This window comes from Metabacillus malikii, from assembly GCF_030813355.1.
GTDB classification, from domain to species: domain Bacteria; phylum Bacillota; class Bacilli; order Bacillales; family Bacillaceae; genus Metabacillus; species Metabacillus malikii.
In genome coordinates, this window is sequence record NZ_JAUSUD010000002.1 from 86,682 (window position 1) to 106,436 (window position 19,755).

The 19,755-nt window shown below is 36.0% G+C and carries 18 protein-coding genes and 1 pseudogene; 11 read left to right on the forward strand and 8 right to left on the reverse strand.

The genetic code is table 11. From position 1 onward, the window contains the following. Positions 1 to 48: 48 nt before the first annotated feature. Positions 49 to 870, forward strand: a complete 822-nt coding sequence (locus J2S19_RS02700) for a manganese catalase (RefSeq protein WP_307336849.1) — start codon at positions 49 to 51, stop codon at positions 868 to 870. 120 nt (positions 871 to 990) lie between these two features. Next, a complete protein-coding gene (locus J2S19_RS02705; protein ID WP_307336851.1) occupies positions 991 to 1,353 on the forward strand; it encodes a VOC family protein in 363 nt (120 codons plus the stop codon). Positions 1,354 to 1,572: 219 nt separating this feature from the next. Here the strand turns inward: J2S19_RS02705 and J2S19_RS02710 are convergent, their stop codons facing one another. After that, entirely contained in the window at positions 1,573 to 2,553 is a 981-nt protein-coding gene (locus J2S19_RS02710; protein WP_307336853.1) for a UCP032817 domain-containing protein, read from the reverse strand. 246 nt (positions 2,554 to 2,799) lie between these two features. On the opposite strand from J2S19_RS02710, the gene J2S19_RS02715 reads away from it, so the two are divergent. Further along, the gene (locus J2S19_RS02715) at positions 2,800 to 3,486 is read left to right on the forward strand and encodes a DNA alkylation repair protein (protein ID WP_307336857.1); all 687 of its coding nucleotides are present in this window, start codon (positions 2,800 to 2,802) and stop codon (positions 3,484 to 3,486) included. Positions 3,487 to 3,635: 149 nt separating this feature from the next. On the opposite strand, the gene J2S19_RS23660 is transcribed toward J2S19_RS02715, so the two are convergent. The 4 genes and pseudogenes from J2S19_RS23660 to ilvD form a co-directional block, all read right to left on the reverse strand. Next, positions 3,636 to 3,968 carry an H-type small acid-soluble spore protein gene (locus J2S19_RS23660; protein WP_370875027.1) on the reverse strand — a complete coding sequence of 111 codons (333 nt, stop codon included), beginning with the start codon at positions 3,966 to 3,968 and terminating at the stop codon, positions 3,636 to 3,638. Then, positions 3,965 to 5,227, reverse strand: coding sequence for an erythromycin esterase family protein (locus J2S19_RS02725; protein WP_307336860.1), 1,263 nt, complete (start codon positions 5,225 to 5,227; stop codon positions 3,965 to 3,967). Before J2S19_RS02725 ends, J2S19_RS23660 begins: the two co-directional genes overlap by 4 nt. A gap of 136 nt (positions 5,228 to 5,363) precedes the next feature. Next, positions 5,364 to 5,673: pseudogene (locus J2S19_RS02730) on the reverse strand (hypothetical protein). A 498-nt stretch (positions 5,674 to 6,171) separates the two neighbouring features. Next, positions 6,172 to 7,851: a dihydroxy-acid dehydratase gene (ilvD, locus tag J2S19_RS02735; RefSeq protein ID WP_307336864.1), complete on the reverse strand. Its 1,680-nt coding sequence runs from the start codon at positions 7,849 to 7,851 to the stop codon at positions 6,172 to 6,174. Between the two features lie 506 nt (positions 7,852 to 8,357). Here ilvD and J2S19_RS02740 point away from each other — a divergent pair. Next, positions 8,358 to 9,425 carry a CapA family protein gene (locus tag J2S19_RS02740; RefSeq protein ID WP_442405476.1) on the forward strand — a complete coding sequence of 356 codons (1,068 nt, stop codon included), beginning with the start codon at positions 8,358 to 8,360 and terminating at the stop codon, positions 9,423 to 9,425. Between the two features lie 190 nt (positions 9,426 to 9,615). Here J2S19_RS02740 and J2S19_RS02745 read toward each other — a convergent pair whose 3' ends face one another. Further along, positions 9,616 to 9,756 carry a hypothetical protein gene (locus J2S19_RS02745; RefSeq protein ID WP_307336874.1) on the reverse strand — a complete coding sequence of 47 codons (141 nt, stop codon included), beginning with the start codon at positions 9,754 to 9,756 and terminating at the stop codon, positions 9,616 to 9,618. A 297-nt stretch (positions 9,757 to 10,053) separates the two neighbouring features. Here J2S19_RS02745 and J2S19_RS02750 point away from each other — a divergent pair, with 297 nt between their 5' ends. After that, positions 10,054 to 10,575, forward strand: coding sequence for a DoxX family protein (locus tag J2S19_RS02750; protein WP_307336876.1), 522 nt, complete (start codon positions 10,054 to 10,056; stop codon positions 10,573 to 10,575). Positions 10,576 to 10,620: 45 nt separating this feature from the next. Here the strand turns inward: J2S19_RS02750 and J2S19_RS02755 are convergent, their stop codons facing one another. Beyond that, the gene (locus tag J2S19_RS02755) at positions 10,621 to 11,466 is read right to left on the reverse strand and encodes a DUF4097 family beta strand repeat-containing protein (protein WP_307336878.1); all 846 of its coding nucleotides are present in this window, start codon (positions 11,464 to 11,466) and stop codon (positions 10,621 to 10,623) included. Positions 11,467 to 11,685: 219 nt separating this feature from the next. Between J2S19_RS02755 and J2S19_RS02760 the strand changes: the two genes are divergently transcribed. Next, positions 11,686 to 12,237 carry an N-acetylmuramoyl-L-alanine amidase family protein gene (locus J2S19_RS02760; RefSeq protein WP_307336881.1) on the forward strand — a complete coding sequence of 184 codons (552 nt, stop codon included), beginning with the start codon at positions 11,686 to 11,688 and terminating at the stop codon, positions 12,235 to 12,237. 23 nt (positions 12,238 to 12,260) lie between these two features. Then, complete coding sequence (locus J2S19_RS02765; protein WP_307337497.1) at positions 12,261 to 12,476, forward strand: SPOR domain-containing protein; 216 nt, start codon at positions 12,261 to 12,263, stop codon at positions 12,474 to 12,476. A 125-nt stretch (positions 12,477 to 12,601) separates the two neighbouring features. Here J2S19_RS02765 and J2S19_RS02770 read toward each other — a convergent pair whose 3' ends face one another. Further along, positions 12,602 to 13,768: a TraB/GumN family protein gene (locus J2S19_RS02770; RefSeq protein WP_307336884.1), complete on the reverse strand. Its 1,167-nt coding sequence runs from the start codon at positions 13,766 to 13,768 to the stop codon at positions 12,602 to 12,604. Between the two features lie 556 nt (positions 13,769 to 14,324). Between J2S19_RS02770 and cyoE the strand changes: the two genes are divergently transcribed. The 4 genes from cyoE (at position 14,325) to J2S19_RS02790 (ending at position 19,715) form a co-directional block, all read left to right on the forward strand. Next, positions 14,325 to 15,242, forward strand: coding sequence for a heme o synthase (gene cyoE / locus J2S19_RS02775; RefSeq protein WP_307337500.1), 918 nt, complete (start codon positions 14,325 to 14,327; stop codon positions 15,240 to 15,242). A gap of 207 nt (positions 15,243 to 15,449) precedes the next feature. After that, positions 15,450 to 16,166, forward strand: a complete 717-nt coding sequence (locus J2S19_RS02780) for a PadR family transcriptional regulator (protein ID WP_307336886.1) — start codon at positions 15,450 to 15,452, stop codon at positions 16,164 to 16,166. Beyond that, a complete protein-coding gene (locus J2S19_RS02785; RefSeq protein ID WP_307336889.1) occupies positions 16,163 to 17,905 on the forward strand; it encodes an ABC transporter ATP-binding protein in 1,743 nt (580 codons plus the stop codon). The genes J2S19_RS02780 and J2S19_RS02785 overlap by 4 nt, the downstream gene beginning before the upstream one ends. A gap of 13 nt (positions 17,906 to 17,918) precedes the next feature. Beyond that, the gene (locus J2S19_RS02790; RefSeq protein ID WP_370875040.1) at positions 17,919 to 19,715 is read left to right on the forward strand and encodes an ABC transporter ATP-binding protein; all 1,797 of its coding nucleotides are present in this window, start codon (positions 17,919 to 17,921) and stop codon (positions 19,713 to 19,715) included. The last annotated feature ends 40 nt before the right edge of the window (positions 19,716 to 19,755 follow it).

Sequence of the window (19,755 nt, forward strand, 5' to 3'; positions counted from 1 at the left end):
TATTCATGGGGTTATCCTAATGATGTAAATGACCTGGAGGTGGCAAGTATGTTTTTCCATGTGAAAGAATTACAATATAGAGCGAAACCGAATAAACCTGACCCTGTCTATGCAAAAAAGCTGCAAGAGGTGTTAGGAGGACAATTTGGCGAAATATCTGTCATGATGCAGTATCTTTTTCAAGGCTGGAATTGCCGGGCAGAGCAAAAATATCGTGACATGCTATTAGATATTGGAACTGAGGAAATTGCCCATGTTGAAATGCTGGCAACGATGATTGCTCAATTGCTAGATAAGGCACCTGTAGAAGAGCAAGAAGAGGCGGCAAAGGACCCAATAATCGCAAGTGCAATGGGTGGAATGAATCCCCAGCATGCGATTGTGAATGGTTTAGGAGCGAGTCCAAACGATTCAACTGGCTACCCATGGAATGCCAGATATACTATTGCTAGTGGGAACCTTCTAGCAGATTTTCGGGCAAATTTAAATGCTGAATCGCAAGGGAGATTACAAGTGGTTCGCCTATATGAAATGACAGATGATTATGGTGTGCGGGATATGCTATCATTTCTTATCGCTCGTGATACGATGCATCAAAACCAATGGCAAGCAGCTATCGCAGAGCTTGAAGAGAAGGAAGGAATCGTTGTTCCAAGTACGTTTAACCGTGAATATGAAAAGTCTGACGTTTCACATACATTTATGAACTGTTCGGAAGGTAAAGAAAGTGAAGCAGGACGTTGGGCGTCAGGACCTTCAATGGACGGAAAGGGTCAATTTACGTATGAAGAGCATCCTGTTGCAACAGGTCAAGCACCAGAGTTAAACCCAGCTCCGGGATATATTCATGGTACACCACCTGTAAAATAAAGACTTTCAAATTTAGAGACTTTCATCACCTTGATGGAGGTCTTTTTTATGTATATCAAATATATTTAGAGGAATTAGCAATTTATTGGCGAAATTGGTAGTAAATAGGGGGTGATAATTTTGAGTATCGTTACAAGCAAGGTTGGTGGAATATTTATACCTGTAAAGGATATAGTTGCAGCCCGTGACTGGTATTGTTCGATTTTGGAAGTTGAACCAACGTTTGAAATTATTGTTGGGCATTTATGTTGTATACCGATGGATAACAATGGTCTTAATATCATATTAGATAGTAAGATTTATACCGAAGATGCATATGCTAGAACACCGATGTTTCACTTTAATACGGATGATATCTATGAGGCATACCGTTTTATGAAGGAAAGAGGTGTCGAGCTGGTGACGGATATTGAACACGGTCATTCATTCAATTTTAAAGATCCTGATGGCAATATGTTAATGATTTGTCAGCTTAACACTTAATTAGAAAAAGCCGATTTCAACCTAAAGGATGAAAACGGCTTTCGAACTTGTTTAGGAAACTATAAAATTCTTCTACTGTGGATAAGCGCTTCGACATCTAGCTCCAGCGCCTAGCCCCTCGAGGTCATAAGCCACAAATGAATCGAAGACAAAGAATGTCTTCTATTCATTTGCGTCTTATGCTTGTCGGGGCTGATCAAGGCGCTTGCGCTTTTGTTCTTATGAGGAGCAACCGCCACCACAGCTTGAACAGCTTGAACCACCGCCATCACTGCCACCGCCATCACTACCATTATCGTTGCTACCGCCATGGTCATGGCTATCTGAGCCAACACCACAGAAGACAGCAGAGGTACAGCCACTTGTATTGTAAGCTGCATTTCCATATGCATATTCCTTTGCATAACTCCAATACTCATCAAAGTGATAATAGGAATAAAATACCATCACTAAAGATAGAGTACTCATATCACCAAAGGTTTGCTGCTTGGCAAATTTACCTTTAGGCTTCACACTATATGTTTGCTCCGCACTAGCTAGTTGCTCCTTCATTTTGTCAATTAAATAATAAATTGCCTCAGGACAATCAGGACAATCCTTAAAATACTTAGTTGCTAATTCTTGTCTACCTAACGTTTTAAAGTCTTTTAACGTGTCTTTATTGAGGGGGTCACTAAAAAAGTCGCCCCATGCATTCCAGGTAAACTCTGTAATGGAAAAGAACTGTGAGAAAACCCAATCAAAGAATGCACGTTCCTGTGGTGCTGGTACAGGGTCTGTATTAGGGTAATGGTGAAGCATTTTACCATAATAATTTTGAGAGAACTTTTCATAGTCATTTGTGAATAAAATCATTTCGTGCCAGATTTCATCAACATCCCCACTAAACATAGGTGTTGATTTCAATACTTTTGTTAAGATAAAGTAACGTTTTAGTTCAAAAAGCAGCCATTCAAATTCATCTTCTGTTCGGTTACTATCTTCTTGTAAGAACCGTTTTTTAACCTGTTGTATGTATTGTTCATCTAAGGCACTATTTAATTGATTTATTAGCGGAGTAATCGGGGCATTGTCAAGTTTTCCAAGCTGTGACGGTATATTCTCCATCGAAAGTTTTGGTCGCTTTTTTCCACGCTTGTTGATGACGAATATAAGTAAACCAATAAATAGAATAATTAACATAAAAATACCTGCATCCAAGTCAGTCACCACCTAATTTTAAAATATTAGTACATTCAATAATACGTTTTTTATTCCAAAAAGTTTCAAATTTTCTGTAATAAATAGTAAATGAAAATAGGGACTTACTTCTTTATCTAATTATAAAAATTGTAATCCTAACACATCGTTCAAAAATGCATAGATATAACGTGGTTTGCCAATAATGAAACGAAGTATTTAATCGTCTTCAGTGTTAAGAGAATATTAATGAGAGGGAGTATATCAGTGGGGACAGATTGGAAACTTTCATATTTACAGCCATTAATTCAATCGTATTACGAGCATCATGATGAACAATATGCTGAGTGGTCGAAACAATATTTGCGAAATCAATTTGAATTTATTGGGATACGCACACCAAAACGTCGACAGTTAACTAAAAATTTTTTAGAAAATAATGGACTACCTCCAAAAGAGAAGTTAAAGGAAGTTATTCAGGCACTTTGGAATATGGATGAAAGAGAGTTTCAAAAGGCAGCATTAGATATTCTTGAAAAGTGTAAAAGACAGCTAAAGGGCGAGGATATACGCTGGATTAGTCAATTAATTGTTGAAAAGTCATGGTGGGACACGGTTGACGTATTAGCCCCACATATAATAGCTAATTTATTTTTAACCTATCCTCAATATACGTCACAGTATGTCGAGTCTTGGATAGAGGACGATAATATTTGGCTTCAACGTTCGGCGATTATTTCTCAACTTTTTTATAAAGAAAAAACAGACGAAAAACTCCTCTCACACTGTGTATTGAGACGAGCAAATAGTGACGAGTTTTTTGTACAAAAAGCAATTGGATGGGCTTTGAGGCAATATGCTAAAACAAATCCTGATTATGTGCGTTCGTTTGTAGCTGATAATGATTTAAAACCTCTTAGTAAAAGAGAAGCCCTAAAGAACTTGTCCATTTGAATGAATGCTAAAAAAATTTACCATAATTAACATATTTGAGAGTTTAGTTAGTTCCACAACACTACCCGAGTAAGGCTTATATATATCAAATAAATTAAAAACAATGTCACATCATTTAACTTGATGAAGTGACATTGTTCGTATTGTCATTATTCATTACTAAGTTCAACTAAATTTGTCACCGAAACGCTTTGTTTTTTGCTTGGATTTTCAAGTGGATGAATTGTTGCAAGTTCTTTATCTTGATCAACATGTTCAATATAAACTTGATTACCTTTATACATGACACTTGCCATCTCCGGTGAGCTTGATATTTCTTGAGCACGTTTCGCATCCATGATTAATGTCTCCTTTTTTAATAAAAGATATAATGAAACCTGTGTTAAGCTGATAAGTTGGTACCCTAGAGAAGTGTAATAACCATAGCTACCATTTACAGTATTTGCGAAACGAACTGAACTATTCATTATTGTTAGGGTCATAAGTAAACTTCTTCAACTTTAAGTGGTGTAAGTGCAGTCGTCTGGTCAATAAAGATGAACGCATTATAACGTTTAGACATGCTTGAGGGGACATAATTTCCAAAATGTTCTCTTTGTGGGTGGTACACAACACCAATTGCACGATGACCAACTGTTTGTTCAAAGATGTGCTGATTTTCTTTATTGAAAATAATGATTTTATCCTCATCACTTGCTTGGTGCATTAGGTCTTCCCAGCTATTTGACTTTGCTTTAGGAACAACCATGCGTTCTAAATTTATACCCCATTGATCTGCTGCAATAACGGTTCCGCGATGAGTACCGAAACCAACAATAAAAATCTCTTCTTCGCTAAATTGTTCTCTTAATAGCTGACCAACGTTTATTACACCTTCATCCGCCATATCTGTTGCTCTGGCATCGCCAACATGTGTATTATGCTCCCAAATAATACCCTTTGAATCTTTTCCGTAATAGTGAGCAATCGTTATAATAAGTTGAACCATATGCCGGTCACGGATGTTCCATGATTCATTATCATTGATAATCATTGTCCGATAGTAATGCTCGGCATTAGCCGTTAGTAAAGCATTAGCCTCAATGTTGAGATGACTCTCCTCAAGGTCTTTTAAGTGATGCTTTTGTTTCATAATATCTAGTAATAATTGGATCACTTCATCATGACAATTTTCTTGATAGAAAGCAGCAGATAAACCGTATTTTTCGGGTTGTCGATTAAAAGGTTCAAAGCATTCAAAAGCTCTTTTAATTGATTCTACGTTTGTGGAATCTACTTTTTTAAAATAGTGTATGATTTCATCCATTGATTCCCACAATGAATATATATCAATTCCGTAAAAGCCCACTTGTTTATCGGAAGTCTTGTCTTGGTTATATTTTTTTAACCAATCAATTAATTCAATCATTTCTTCATTAGCCCACATCCATGTTGGCCAACGGTTAAACTTTTTTAATGCATCCTTAGCACTTTTGATTTCATGGTCATAGCCTTTTATGTATCGATTTACTTCCATACAAGCAGGCCAATCACCTTCAACAGCAATAAAAGTAAATCCCTTCTCAGTAATAAGCTGCTTCGTTAAATCACTGCGGATTTTATAAAATTCAGATGTTCCATGTGAAGATTCCCCGAGTAAAACAAACTTTTGCTCATCTATTTCGTTTAGAATTACCTGATTATCATGGGGAATGTAAGGTTTTGCATAATGTTTAATAGCTTGGATGATTTGTTTATTCATGGATGACCTACCCTTTTATAATTTAGCTCTGTTAGTCCTTATATTAATTTTTGTGCTTTTGACTTTCGGTATTAATGGGTGATGCTCTAGTATATCGAGCATTCGAACACTCAATATCTGTAGATTTAATTCTTTCTTATTTTTTATATTCAGCATTGTAAGAATTCTCACCACTATGTACCGACAGCAATGTATTTGCATAGCCGACGAGGCGATTTACTAGTTCATCTGCTAATGCATAAACAAGATGATATGTCTCGTTTCTATGTGATTTTGGGTCACCCGAAAATGATGGTTGTGTTGATGAAAATATATTTTGTATCATAAAGGTTATAGTGAATAATTGCTTTGCCAGCTGCTCCACATGTTAATGGATCTTGGTAATTAGGGTGAAAAATATACGATTCTTCTGCAGTAGGTGAGCGGAAGTTTTTTGTGAAAGTCATACCTTATTGATTTGTAGTTGCAAATGTTCATCTTTGACGTCAACGACTTTTTTATTTATTCCGTACCAACCATCATGAAAGATACAATATACATTATGGAGAAATAGCCTCAAGGAGAGACCGATAAGTTACATACTTAATATTTCTATATTTAAAAGAAAGTATGTATTAAAGAAATAGGCGCTTTTCTAAAAGAATGTTGCTTTTTAGTAATAGTTTTTTCAAGAGTTGGTTGGAGCGTAAGTGTGAGGCTCCTGAAGTTTACTTGTGTCCCGAACCGGAGCTATGAGCTCACTCACCACTCACCCCGTTGCCTCTGTTTAATGCAAGAGGAGACCAACCCTAAACGACTACTTGGTAAAAAACAATTTCTACGACAACAGCCAAGGAATATTATTAAATGTAAGTTATAACTTAAATTAAGTGCTTATGATAGTAAATAATCTCAAGACAAAAAAATAGCAACTGAATTCAGTTGCTATTTACGAGTACATTAAATTAAATTTTCATGACTCCACCAGTACTAGCTGATGTTACAAGTTTAGAATAACGAGCTAAGTAACCTTTTTTCACTTTAGGTTCAAAGCCTTTCCAATTTGCTCGACGTTTTTCAAATTCTTCATCAGAGATTTCAAGTTGAATCGTCCGTTTCTTTAAATCAAGTTCGATGATGTCACCATCTTCAACAAATGCAATTGGTCCGCCTTCAGCTGCTTCAGGAGAAATATGGCCAATTGAAATACCACGAGAAGCACCTGAGAAACGACCGTCTGTAATTAAACCTACTTTTGCACCAAGTCCACGTCCAACAATTTGTGAAGTTGGGGCAAGCATTTCAGGCATACCAGGTCCACCTTTAGGGCCTTCGTAGCGAATAACAACAACATGTCCTTCTTTCACTTTTCCTGTAATAATACCTGAAAGTGCATCCTCTTGAGAATCGAAGCAAATTGCTGGGCCTCTATGATATCCACCTACCTCTGGGTCTACTGCTCCAACTTTAATAATTGAACCATGAGGAGCTAAGTTACCAAATAATACAGAAAGTCCGCCCTCTTCAGAATGTGGATTGCTTAACGGACGAATAACATTTTCGTCTAATATCTCAGCGCCTGCAACATTTTCACGTAATGTTTTACCAGAAACTGTTAAGCAGTCACCATTAATTGTACCAGGCTTTTTGAGAAGCTCATTGATAATAGCGCTCACACCGCCAGCATTATGCACATCTTCTATATGGTAATCAGAAGCTGGTGCGATTTTTGCTAGATGTGGTGTACGTTTTGCTACTTCGTTAATTCTTTCAAGAGAGTACTCGATTTCAGCTTCTTGTGCTAGTGCTAACGTATGAAGGACTGTATTTGTTGAACCACCCATAGCCATATCTAATGCGAATGCATTATCAATCGTATCAATTGTAACGATATCACGTGGTTTAATATCTTTTTCAATTAACTCCATTAATTGTGTCGCAGAGCGTTTAACAAATTCCTTTCGTTCTGGAGCTACTGCAAGAATGGTTCCATTACCAGGAAGAGCTAGTCCAAGTCCTTCTGCTAAACAGTTCATTGAATTTGCTGTGAACATACCTGAGCATGAACCACATGTTGGGCATGCAAATTGTTCAATTTCTGTTAATTTCGCTTCATCGATTAACCCAGATTGATAGGCGCCGACACCTTCAAAAACTGATGTTAAATCAAGTGGGTTCCCATCTTTATCAACTCCAGCCTTCATCGGTCCACCGCTTACAAAAATCGTAGGGATATTGACGCGAAGAGCAGCCATCATCATTCCAGGTGTAATTTTATCACAGTTCGGAATACAGACCATTCCATCAAACCAGTGTGCAGAAACAACTGTTTCAACTGAGTCAGCGATAATTTCACGACTCGGTAGAGAATATCTCATCCCGATGTGTCCCATTGCAATTCCGTCATCAACACCAATTGTGTTCATTTCGAATGGAACACCACCAGCTTCACGAATCGCATCTTTTACAATTTTCCCAAACTCCTGTAAGTGTACATGACCAGGAACAATATCAATATATGAATTCACAACCGCGATAAACGGTTTTCCAAAATCCTCTTCTTTTACACCTGCGGCACGGAGTAAGCTTCGATGCGGTGCACGGTCAAATCCTTGCTTAATCATATTACTACGTAATTCTGTCATGCTTTAATCACTCCAAGTTATAAAATTTCATCAATTCAAATAATTTAAATTATTAATATCTTAACATTATTTTAACTATTATCATAGTTTATCAGTTAAAACTTTTTTTAGAAAAATATCCTAATCATAAGTTCCGATTTTTGGATACAATCCTCGTTTCTTATAGCTTGGATTAATATTGAGAGGAGGATTGTGAAGGTAAATAGGGCTCTAAAGGGAATAATTACTAGTACTTTTGGTCGGTTTTTTCACAAATAATGCTACATTTCTAGTACTTTTTTATCTATAAAAGTATTAAACTAATATAGGCATTATAAATAAAGGTGGGAAATATCGTGAATCAAGAAAATGAATTGAGAAGGTCAAGAGTGACCAAAAAGAAACGAAGGAAGAGAAATACAATCATACAAGTGATAATTGTTTGTACAATTCTGTCTATAGGAGTTGTTCTATATACTCAATTAAAAACAGAAGATGCTATAGCAGAACCTACTGCAGAAACGAATATTGTGAAAAATGTTACTGAGGAGACACAAGAGACAGAAGAAAAGGTAGAAGATATAGATGATAAAAAAGAGGAACCTAAGAAAGTTGTTCCAGAACCAAAAGAAGAAATAGAACCAATCGTTGAAACCCAAATAAAAATTAGTGCTGCAGGGGATTTTACACTCGGAAGAGATGAAGCATATGCATATTCAGGTTCCTTTGTTGATGAAGCGACAAAACATGGGTTACCGCACTTTATAGAAGGACTTAATAATATATTTATAGAAGATGATTTGACGACAGTCAACTTGGAAACAACATTGACAAATGCGACAAATAAAGCAAATAAGAAGTTCCGCTTTAAAGGAGACCCTTCATATGCAGAGATTTTAAAACTAGGTGGGATTGAGGCTGTTAATCTAGCAAATAATCATATTTTTGACTATCTAGAACAAGGGTACAAAGATACGATGACAACACTAGAAAAGAAAGAAATTAGATACTTTGGTTATGATAATATTTTTATAGAAGAAATAAAAGGAATTAAAATTGGTGCTTTAGGTTATGAAGGCTGGGACGATACGCCAGAAATTCGTAATCAAGTAATAAAAGATATAAAATTATTAAGAGAAAAAGGGGCACAAATTGTATTAGTGCACTATCATTGGGGAACAGAAAGACAGTATGTACCAAATGAAGAGCAAAAAACGTTAGCACGCTATACTATCGACAGTGGTGCTGATTTAATTTTAGGTCATCATCCTCACGTCATTCAAGGGATTGAAGAATATAATGGGAAGTTTATTGTCTACAGTCTCGGGAACTTTATGTTTGGCGGCAATCGCAACCCTAGCGATAAGGATACGTATGTTTTTCAACAAACCTTTCACTTATCGAACGGGAAATTGACAGATAAGAAAGACATAAATGTAGTGCCATTTTCAATTTCATCTGTCACTCATCGTAATGATTATCAACCGACGATGTTAACAGGGTCTGAAGCTGAGCGAGTAAAACAAAAAATAGTTCAGTCTTCTAACCAAATCAATGGTACAGACTGGCTTGTATATGACCAAAATAGTAATTAAGGTGTACGTTTATAAATTTTAAGTCTCTTTTCTTTTGGCTGTTTTCGTAAACATTGTTGCTTTTAACGGAGTTGTCGTTTAGGATTTGTCTCCTCTTGCAGTACTCGCCTTCCGCGGGGTGGGTGGTGAGCCTCATAGCTCCTTGCGGCACGAACAAGCAAACTTCAGGTCACCTCCCTACGATAAGTCATCATCGATTCGCCATTCGGCTCATCGTGATTCCTTTGGTCTTAGTCGATACCCCTCCAGTTTGTACGTCGATGGGCAAGCCGCCTACGCTTTTCGTATTCCTCAGCGTTAACGTTTGCGGGGTCTCACCTCTCCCACGCATCCCGCAGGAGTCTCGCACTTTAAGCTCCAACAAACCCTTAAAAAGGTTAGTGCAAAAAGCCACAATCTTTTAAAAGCCTAACTCTTGTAGTTGGGCCTTTTTTGAACACTTTGTGAATAGATAAAAAGTCTATTGCATTACATGCGAAAAGGTAGTAAAGTAAAGGTGTAAAGAAAATGTGAAACACTTCACAAACACAATTAATAGGAATCCTAAAGTATAATGCTCTAATTAAATATTTTTTTAACTAAACTTGTGAAATGTTTCACAAATAAAAAATTAAGGGGTTGAATCATTATGAAATGGTTTGAAAATGAGAAAGTAAGTGTTATTTGGACAGTACTAAGAATATGGTTAGGTATCCAATGGATAGAAGCTGGTTGGCATAAAGTTGTTGATGGCTTTGCAGCAGAAGGGTTTCTCCAAGGAGCGATTGTGAAAGCAACAGGTGACCATCCAGCAGTACAAGCTTGGTATGCTAATTTCCTTGAAAACTTTGCATTGCCAAACGTGAAACTATTTAATTTCCTGATTCCGTGGGGCGAAGTATTAGTAGGTGTTGGCTTAATTGTTGGTATTGCTACAATTCCAGCTTTACTAGCAGCAGCATTTATGAATTTAAATTTCCTATTAGCAGGAACAGTAAGTACAAACCCAGTATTGTTTACAGTAGCGATAATTCTCTTATTCGTTGGAAAGGGTGCCTACATCTGGGGTGGAGATCGCTTCATACTCCCTTATGTTAAAGAAAAATTTTTCAACAAAAAAGATAACGGGAAAAATCATCCACATACAAATAAAAAGGCAATGGCTTTATAATAAACAATTAGGGTGACTCTATTACGAGTCACCCTAAAATTACCATTAATTTAAACCGATGCGACCGCTACTCACATCTAAAGAAATAGAATGTTTTCCAGTTCCGCTAGTTCCTTCAATCGAATGTTCATTTTCCTTTAAGTTAGACATATTTAGACCATTAGTTGTAATAACTCCACTACCTATTTTCCCTTTTAAATGATAGTCAGCATTTTCAGGTAAATCTACTGTCGCGTCTCCTGAATGAACTTTAATATCGATGTCACTGATTAATTCTGCCAGTTGTAATTGTAGGCGGCCCGAAGTGATATCTGACTTTAATTGTCCACTATAATTATTCACTTCAACATTCCCTGATTTTACATCAATTGACCCCGACTTTGTGGTTAAGGTATCAATCTTAAAATTACCTGATTTACTGTTACTTACAAATTCATTCGTCGTCATTTGTTCTAGGCTAAGATTTCCTGAGCCAATTTCTATTGATACTCTATCAAAATTAATTTTCGAATTTCCAGCAAACTCGATATTCCCGGAGTTGCTATTCATAATAAGTTGATTTTGATAGTGCTCTGGTATATATATTTTTAATTTTTTCTCATTAAATGATAAAAAATGAAACCAATTTTTCGATTTATATTCAATTTTTATAGTATCGCCGGTCTTTTTTAATTCAACTTTACCTTTTCCGTTATACTCAACATCAACTGTATCACGGTTTTCAGGAATAACTTGCGTATTTCCACTAGAGGCATGAATCTCAATCTTGTTTATAGCGTCAGTTACTTCAATTTTTTCATTATTCTGACCAAATGAAAGCCAAGATGTATTAGTGACAATTAAGATGAGTAATCCAACGATAAAGAATAAAAAAAGTATAAATTTCTTCATTTTTAAAACCCCTTTGAATCTTATATTTTGATGTTATACAAGTGTCATCAAGTTGTAATTTTATTTTAGATGATTTTGGAAAAAGTGACAACGCACTCCAGATGGAGAATCATCTAAGACTTGAGGTGTAGAAAAAAATAGCAATATGTCCAAACAATAGAGTAGAACTCTCATAGACTATCAATATACGATTAATAGATTAAAGGAAGGTGTGAAGATATGAAACTTTATTTAGATCCGGGTCATGGTGGCGCAGATTCGGGAGCAGTAGGTAATGGTATAAAGGAAAAAGATATTGCATTAGATATTGCTCTAAACATTCGAACGATTCTAACGAATGAATATGAAAATATCGAAGTGAAGATGAGTCGTGCGAATGATGCGACGAAAAGTCTTTCTGCTAGAACAAGTGAAGCAAATTCATGGGGAGCAGATTTCTTCTTATCTATTCATTGTAATGCAGCAAATGGTAGCGCTAGAGGATATGAAGATTTTATTTATACTAGTTTATCAGATTCATCGACTACTGCAAAATATCGAGACCTGATTCATGAGGAGATAGTAAAGGTTAATTCACTCCAAAATCGTGGTAAGAAGAAAGCTGACTTTCATGTGTTAAGAGCGTCAAACATGCCAGCAATTCTGACAGAAAACGGTTTTATTGACAATAGCCAAGATGCAGCGTTAATGAAGGATGCGAACTGGCGCAAAAAAGTCGCACAAGGGCATGTGAATGGATTAGCTAGAGCTTTTAACTTAAAAAAAAAGTAAATAACGGTAATGTCTATAAAGTAATAGCAGGGTCATTCACGAATGAAGAAAATGCAGATGCAAGAGTATCATTTTTAGAGAGCAAACGAATCGATGCTTTTGTCATACCAATGACGATTAATGGGACAAAGTGGTATCGTGTGCAAGCAGGAGCATTCACGAATAGTGAAAATGCAGAACAACGTCTTAAACAAGTGCAAGATTTAGGTATTGCTGATGCTTTTGTATTAACTGAATAGGCTATGCATTTGATTCAAAGCTATAGGGTCAGCCCCTACGATTAATGATAGAAAAGTATACTTTACTATCAGTGGTTGTAGAAGGAGCTGCCCCTCACTTTTTTTGCTTATCGTATTACTAGTAATTAAAGGTTTTCAAAAAATACACGTAAAATATCAGCTCCACTAATGAATGTCCCGAGTGAGCTTCCGATATTTGCTAAGACCACTATAAGTAAAATTCTGCTAACCTTGTTACGCCAAAAGCCTTTTATACTATAAACATCTTCAGATAATGATTCAAAATCTTTTACATTAGGTCGTCTTACATATGCTTGGGTAAGACCTGCAAACCAGCCAGCTGCTAACAGCGGGTTTAATGATGTTATCGGAGCGGCAATAAATGCAGTAAGGATTGTTAGAGGATGTCCAAATGCAATAGCTGCGCCTATAGCAGATAACGAACCATTCCAGATAATCCAACTAATTGTTTGTGCAAGCCCAGCCGACGGGTTAGACAAAAATGTATAAGCGATAATTGCTAAAATGAGTACAGGAATACTCCATCCGATTATTTTTGGCAATTTAGATTTAGGTGGTACAGTGTTTAACTTTTTTAAATCATGCTCCTTATGGAGTTCATTTTGAATTCCAGGTACATGGGCTGCCCCTAAAACGGCTACTACTTTATTTCCTGGAGCATCCTTTATCTTTTGAGATAAATATTGATCACGTTCATCAATTAAAGGAACTTTCAAACGGGGAAATCCTTCAGTAAATTCATTCAAAATCGCATTTATTGTGTCTTGATTTTTCATTTTTTCAAGCTCTTCTTCGGTTATTTCTTCCTTGCTAAAGATGCTAGCTATGATTTGGCTAAGTAAAACAGTTTTCCCTTTGAAACCGAGGTTCCCCCAAATACGTGCAAATGTAATTTGGATATTTCGGTCAGCAAGGACGAGCTCTGCACCTGTTTCCTTAGCAGATTCGATACCTTGAATCATTTCCTGTCCTGCCTTAATCCCCAACTGTTGCGCAAGACGGTTTTGGAATGAGGAGATAGCGAGGTTAATTAATAGCAATGATGCCTTCTTTTCTTTGATTACTTGTATAATGTCCATATCTTTCCACTTGTTGCCTTCGGTTATGGATTGATAGCGCTGTTCATCCAGTTCGACACAAACCGAATCAGGCCTTTCTCTTTCGATGACTTCCTTTACTTGCTCGGCGCTATGTTTCGAAACATGTGCAGTGCCAATTAATATGTATTCTTTTCCATCTAAATGAATCCTTGTTATATTTTCCTCAACCATAGATACCTTCCTTTAAATAAGCCTGTTATTGCCAATATTGAAACAATCATATAGTATTGTGATGAATATCCAAATGTTGTTATGTCAATGTCATTATAGCATGAACAAGGTGTACATTGACTACTGTAAATTATTCATATTTATTTTTGTATACATTGGAGTTTCTCTTAAATGCCATTTGGGTTGAGTTTTATGTAAAACTTATAATCTTAATATATTATACCGAATGCTTGTATGCTTAAGTTGCCAACAGAGCAATCTGCAGGTTATTTTCAAACAATCGACCAACCATCATCGGATCAAAGATTCGTGCCATCTTATCCTCTAGCTAAATTGGTCAAGCTCCCGCTTCTTAATACTAAGAGACGGATTCTAAACATCTTACTTGCTTAAGTACAACAGCAGTCCCGCAATCAATTCAGTATAATAATAAGCAGTAATCATTAAAAGCGTCGCATTACTGACACAAATTAGATAAGACTTCACTCTGTTATTAAGAGTGTGATAAATGGTACAATAGATATAAAATATATTGAAAAGGAACATAATGAAGTATATGAAAAAAGGTAAACAAACAGAAATGGCAAATCAGTCAACGATTAGTATATTATCCGAAACAGTCAAAACAGGGATTATTAAGTCCAATATTATTACGATGCTTGCTGGACTTACTCTATCTTTATACACATATGAATATAGTATAGGAGATAAATTACTAGAAATTGTGCTAGCTACTATCGGTTCTATTCTCGTTATAGGTGCTGCAGGATCTTTTAATAATCTATATGATAGAGACATCGATTCAATTATGAATCGAACGAAAAATAGACCAACCGTAACAGGTAATATTTCGTTCCAAACGACATTATGGCTCGGTATTATCATGTCTTTATTAGGCATTACTGCACTTTATTTTACAACTCCTTTAGCAGCATTATTAGGGTTTTTAGGCCTGTTTTTTTATGTCGTACCCTATACAATGTGGACAAAACGAACAACTGTATATAATACGGAAATAGGTAGCATCTCCGGTGCGATGCCGCCATTAATTGGGTGGGCAGCGATTTATCCGGATATTACTCACCCAGCGATTATTGGATTATTTGTCATATCAGTTATTTGGCAAATGCCACATTTCTATGCAATTGCGATTAGAAGACATGATGAGTACAAGGCAGCAAACGTACCAATGTTGCCTGTTGTAAAGGGAATTAAGCGAACGTATATTCAGACGAATGTCTACTTAATTATTTTAATACTATTTAGTTTTCCGTTCATTACATTAAGTCTCGGACTCATGTTAGTTGCACTTATATTAGGCGTTGCCTGGCTCGTGTTAAGTATTTATGGTTACAATAAAATGGACCCGGAGAAATGGGCGAAATCAATGTTCCTTTTTTCTTTACTACACATGACAGTACTCTTCTCAACAGTTATTATTTATTCGTTAATGGGAATATTCTTCAACTTATAAGGCCTCCTTTTATAGGAGGTTTTCTTTATGTAAAAGAACTGAATCTATAAGCGAAAATTAAGAGTCGTTCCTCATACATGGAAAGACTCTTTTTCGTTTTGGAGTTTGGTTATTGTTTTTCATTATTATGAAGAAAAAAATAGATTGTACTAAAAGACTATATCGATTAAAATTTATCGTAATAGTATTAGATATTGGAGGAATTACATGTCATTAACACAAAAATCTGAGATGATGCTCAATCTTTTTATGAAGCTACAAAGGAATAATGTTTATGTGAAGGAAGTTCCAAGTAAGTTTCATCAGATATTAGATGATGCGGTCTCGAATCATTGGATAGAAGTTAGTAGTGAAGGCCTTTGTCAATTAACAAGTGCAGGATATGATAAGCTAAATCAACTTTTACATAGACGGCCTGGTCATACTCAAGCTAGTTTTAAGAAGAAACCCTATAAGCGTAGGGGGTTAATCCAAATGGCAATTTTACATCTGTTAAAAGAGACTCCGATGCATGGTTATCAGGTTATGAAATTATTGGAGGAACGGAGCAAAGGAAACTATTCACCAAGTGCTGGAACTGTATATCCTGCTTTACAAGATTTAGTTGATAAAAACCTTGTCGCTGTAAATGAGGAAGATGATAAAAAAATGTACACACTTCTGCAAGAGGGCATCGATTTTATGAATGATTTTGGTGACGGAGATGGATTTTGGGAAGAATGGAAACTCCGACTGCAGATGAGGAAATCAAAAGAGATAGGTCTGTTGTGTGAAGAATTTGAACAATATCATTTAGAGTATCACTATGCAACTAGATTACTAGTGAATGATCCGGAAAAAATGAATGAACTCCTTTCTGTCTTACAAACAAACCGAATGCACTTAGTCCGATGGTTAACTGAACAAACGGAGGAAGATGAATGAGAGCAGTTAGAAATTTATTTTCATATACGAAACCATATCGGATATTTGTTTTATTAGCACCATTGTTAATGGCATTGGAGGTAACGATGGATCTTTTGCAGCCGATGTTTATGCAAACAATAATTGACGATGGGATTGCAAATGGTGAGCTGTCTTATGTCATTGAAATGGGGATATATATGTTGTTGGCTGCAATTGTTGGTTTAGTCGGAGGCATTGGATGTACGGTTTATAGTACGAAAGCAGCTGTAAATGTTGCGTCGGATATACGAAATGATTTATTTAATAAAGCGTTACATTTTTCAAGTGAGAATCGTGACGCTATTGGAATCGGCAAAATGATTACGATTATTACTAGTGATGTAGCTTTAATCCAACATGCATTAATGATGACATTACGTGTATTTGTGAGAGGTCCACTTTTATTTATCGGTAGTATTATTATCGTTTTCTTTCAAGCTAGAGAGTTATTTCCAATTATTATTGTTACAATACCAATTTTACTTCTTTGTATAACTTATTTTTCAAAGAAGGCCGGCAAATGGTTTAAAAAGGTTCAAGAAGGACTTGATATGCTCAATACAAAGTTACAGCAAAGTATAGCTGGTATTCGAGTAATTAAAGCTTTCGTCCGAAAAGACTATGAAATTCAAACTTTTAAAAAAATCAATGATCATCTAACTAATCGTACAATTGCAGCAGATAAACTTATGACATTTTTAATGCCTATCTTACTTTTTATTATAAATATAGGGATTATTGTTGCACTTTTATTAGGAGTAATTCCAATCGGACAAAATGAGGTTCAAATTGGAGTTATATTAGCCTTTATAAATTACTTAAATATTATTTTAATGGCGTTAATGTCAAGTAGTACGGTTTTGATGCAATTAATGAGAGCTTTTCCTTCTGCGGAACGTGTCCAAAATTTATTAGAGACGAAACCGAGGATTCGTAAGGAGTTGCAAAATGAATCAATAAAATTAATAGAAGGTGACCTTGAATTCCGTGATGTATGTTTTGCCTATGAGGAAAATGGTGAAAATGTTTTAGAACATTTATCTTTCACAGTTAATAAAGGTGAAAAGGTTGGAATAATTGGTCCTACTGGCAGTGGAAAGACAACATTAATTAAACTTTTTCCAAGGCTTTATGACCCGACTCATGGTGAAATTCTGCTGAATGGTCGAAACATTAAGGAATATCATCTGGACGAATATCGTTCACTTTTTGGGTACATCTCCCAAAAGGCGAGTTTGTTTTCAGGTAGTATTGCGAGTAATTTGAAATTTGGGCGTACTAATACTACAAACGAGCAGCTTCATCTTGCAACAGTACATGCGTGTGCGTCCGAGTTTATCGAAAAATTTGATGACAAGCTTGAACATCCATTAACACAAGGTGCAACGAACCTATCTGGCGGTCAGAAACAACGTCTATCCATCGCAAGAGCTTTAGTTAGAAACCCGTCGATTTTAATATTGGATGATGTAACATCAGCTGTTGATGCTCATTCTGAATCATCTATCTTGAACACATTACAGACGGTTTATAAAGAAAAAACTCAAATTATTGTCGCATCGAAAATTTCTTCAATTAAGCATGCAGATAAAATATTAGTCATAGATGATGGAATGATTGTTGGGGAAGGTACACATGAGCAGCTTCTCGATATTTGTCCTTTATATCAAGAAATTTATGCAACACAAACGGATAAAGGAGGAGTTGCCGTTGAGTAATCAACCGAACCGAATCGAAAAAATCCAACAGGCATCAGGAAGGCCTAAAGGAAAAGTTCAGATGAAGGCAGAAAAAACGAAAAATCCAAAAGGTACTCTTTTACGCGTTTGGAGATATATGGAACGACAAAAGGCTGGTCTTGTCATTGCATCACTTTTAGTTATCATTACATCACTATTAAGTCTGTTAGGGCCATATTTAATTGGGGTTATCATTGACGAATATATTATTCCAAAGGATGTAAATGGTACTTTAAAAATGTTAGCGACCCTTTTAGCCATTTATTTTGCAACATCAGTATTTACTTGGTTACAAGCATATATAATGGTTAATATCTCTTTGAAAACGATAGGTATTCTTCGTTATGATTTATTTACTAAGCTTCAATCATTAACATTGAGATTTTTTGACCGTAATAAAGATGGAGATTTAATGAGTCGTTTTACTAATGACATTGAAAATCTTAACCAGGCTTTAAGTCAAAGTGTCATTCAAATTATTTCTACGGTTTTAACGGTTACAGGTGTTTCAATTGCAATGTTTTCATTAAACTGGGTGCTGGCAATTGTTTCATTTGTCACAATTCCATTTATGCTATTTTTGACTAAAAAAATAGTGAGCTTAAGTAGGAAAAACTTCTCAAAAAGGCAAAAAGACGTTGGGGATTTAAATGGTGTTGTAGAGGAATCGATTAGTGGCGGTGAGGTTATTACATTGTTTGGAAAGGAAGCAGATACATTAGGACAATTTCGTGAAGTGAATGAAAGACTGCGACAATCAGCAATGCGTGCCGATATGTTCTCTGGATTCCTTGGACCTGTGAATAACTTTATAAGTAATCTTGGGCTTGGTCTTGTAATCGGAGTTGGGGCGTTAATGGCATTAAAAGGGTATACGACGATTGGGGTCATTGCTTCTTTTGTCACTTATTCAAGACAGTTTTCGCGACCGATAAACCAGCTATCTACATTATTAAATTCAATACAAGCTGCACTAGCTGGGGCGGAGCGGGTTTTTGAAACAATGGATGAAGTTCCTGATATAAAAGATAAACAGAATGCTAGAGAGGCTTACCGATTTAATGGTGATATCCATTTCAAACATGTTCATTTTAGCTATGATAGTCGTAAAAGGATTTTACATGACATAAGCTTCCAAGTAGAAGCAGGGGAGTTAATTGCGCTTGTTGGACCAACAGGATCAGGTAAAACAACTATTATGAATTTATTACTTCGCTTTTACGATATTGAATCAGGAAATTTATTAATAGATGGAACTGATATAAGAGATTATAAAATTCAGAGTTTACGCAAACGGATAGGGATCGTTTTACAAGACCCATATTTATTCGCAGGAACAGTTATGGAGAATATTCGTTACGGCAGACTAGATGCTACAGATGAAGAAGTGATTCAAGCTGCAAAGACTGCTTCTGCACACACATTTATTAAATATTTACCAAAACAGTATGAAACAGAAATTACCGCCGGTGGAGGTAATTTAAGCCAAGGGCAAAAGCAATTAGTATCGATAGCCAGATCAATACTAGCAGATGCAGATATACTTATTTTAGATGAAGCGACAGCAAATATTGATACACGAACAGAAATTGAAATACAAAAGGGACTCGCTAATTTAACAAAAGGTAAAACAAGCTTCGTCATCGCTCATCGCTTAAAGACGATTGAAAAAGCTAATAAAATTTTCGTCATCAAAGATGGGACCCTAATAGAACAAGGAACACACCACCAATTACTACAAGCTGGCGGCTTCTACCACTCACTTTATCGGGGGACTGTCCCTCAATAGTTTACCGCGTTAAAGTGGCGGGGGACAGTCCCCGGTGATA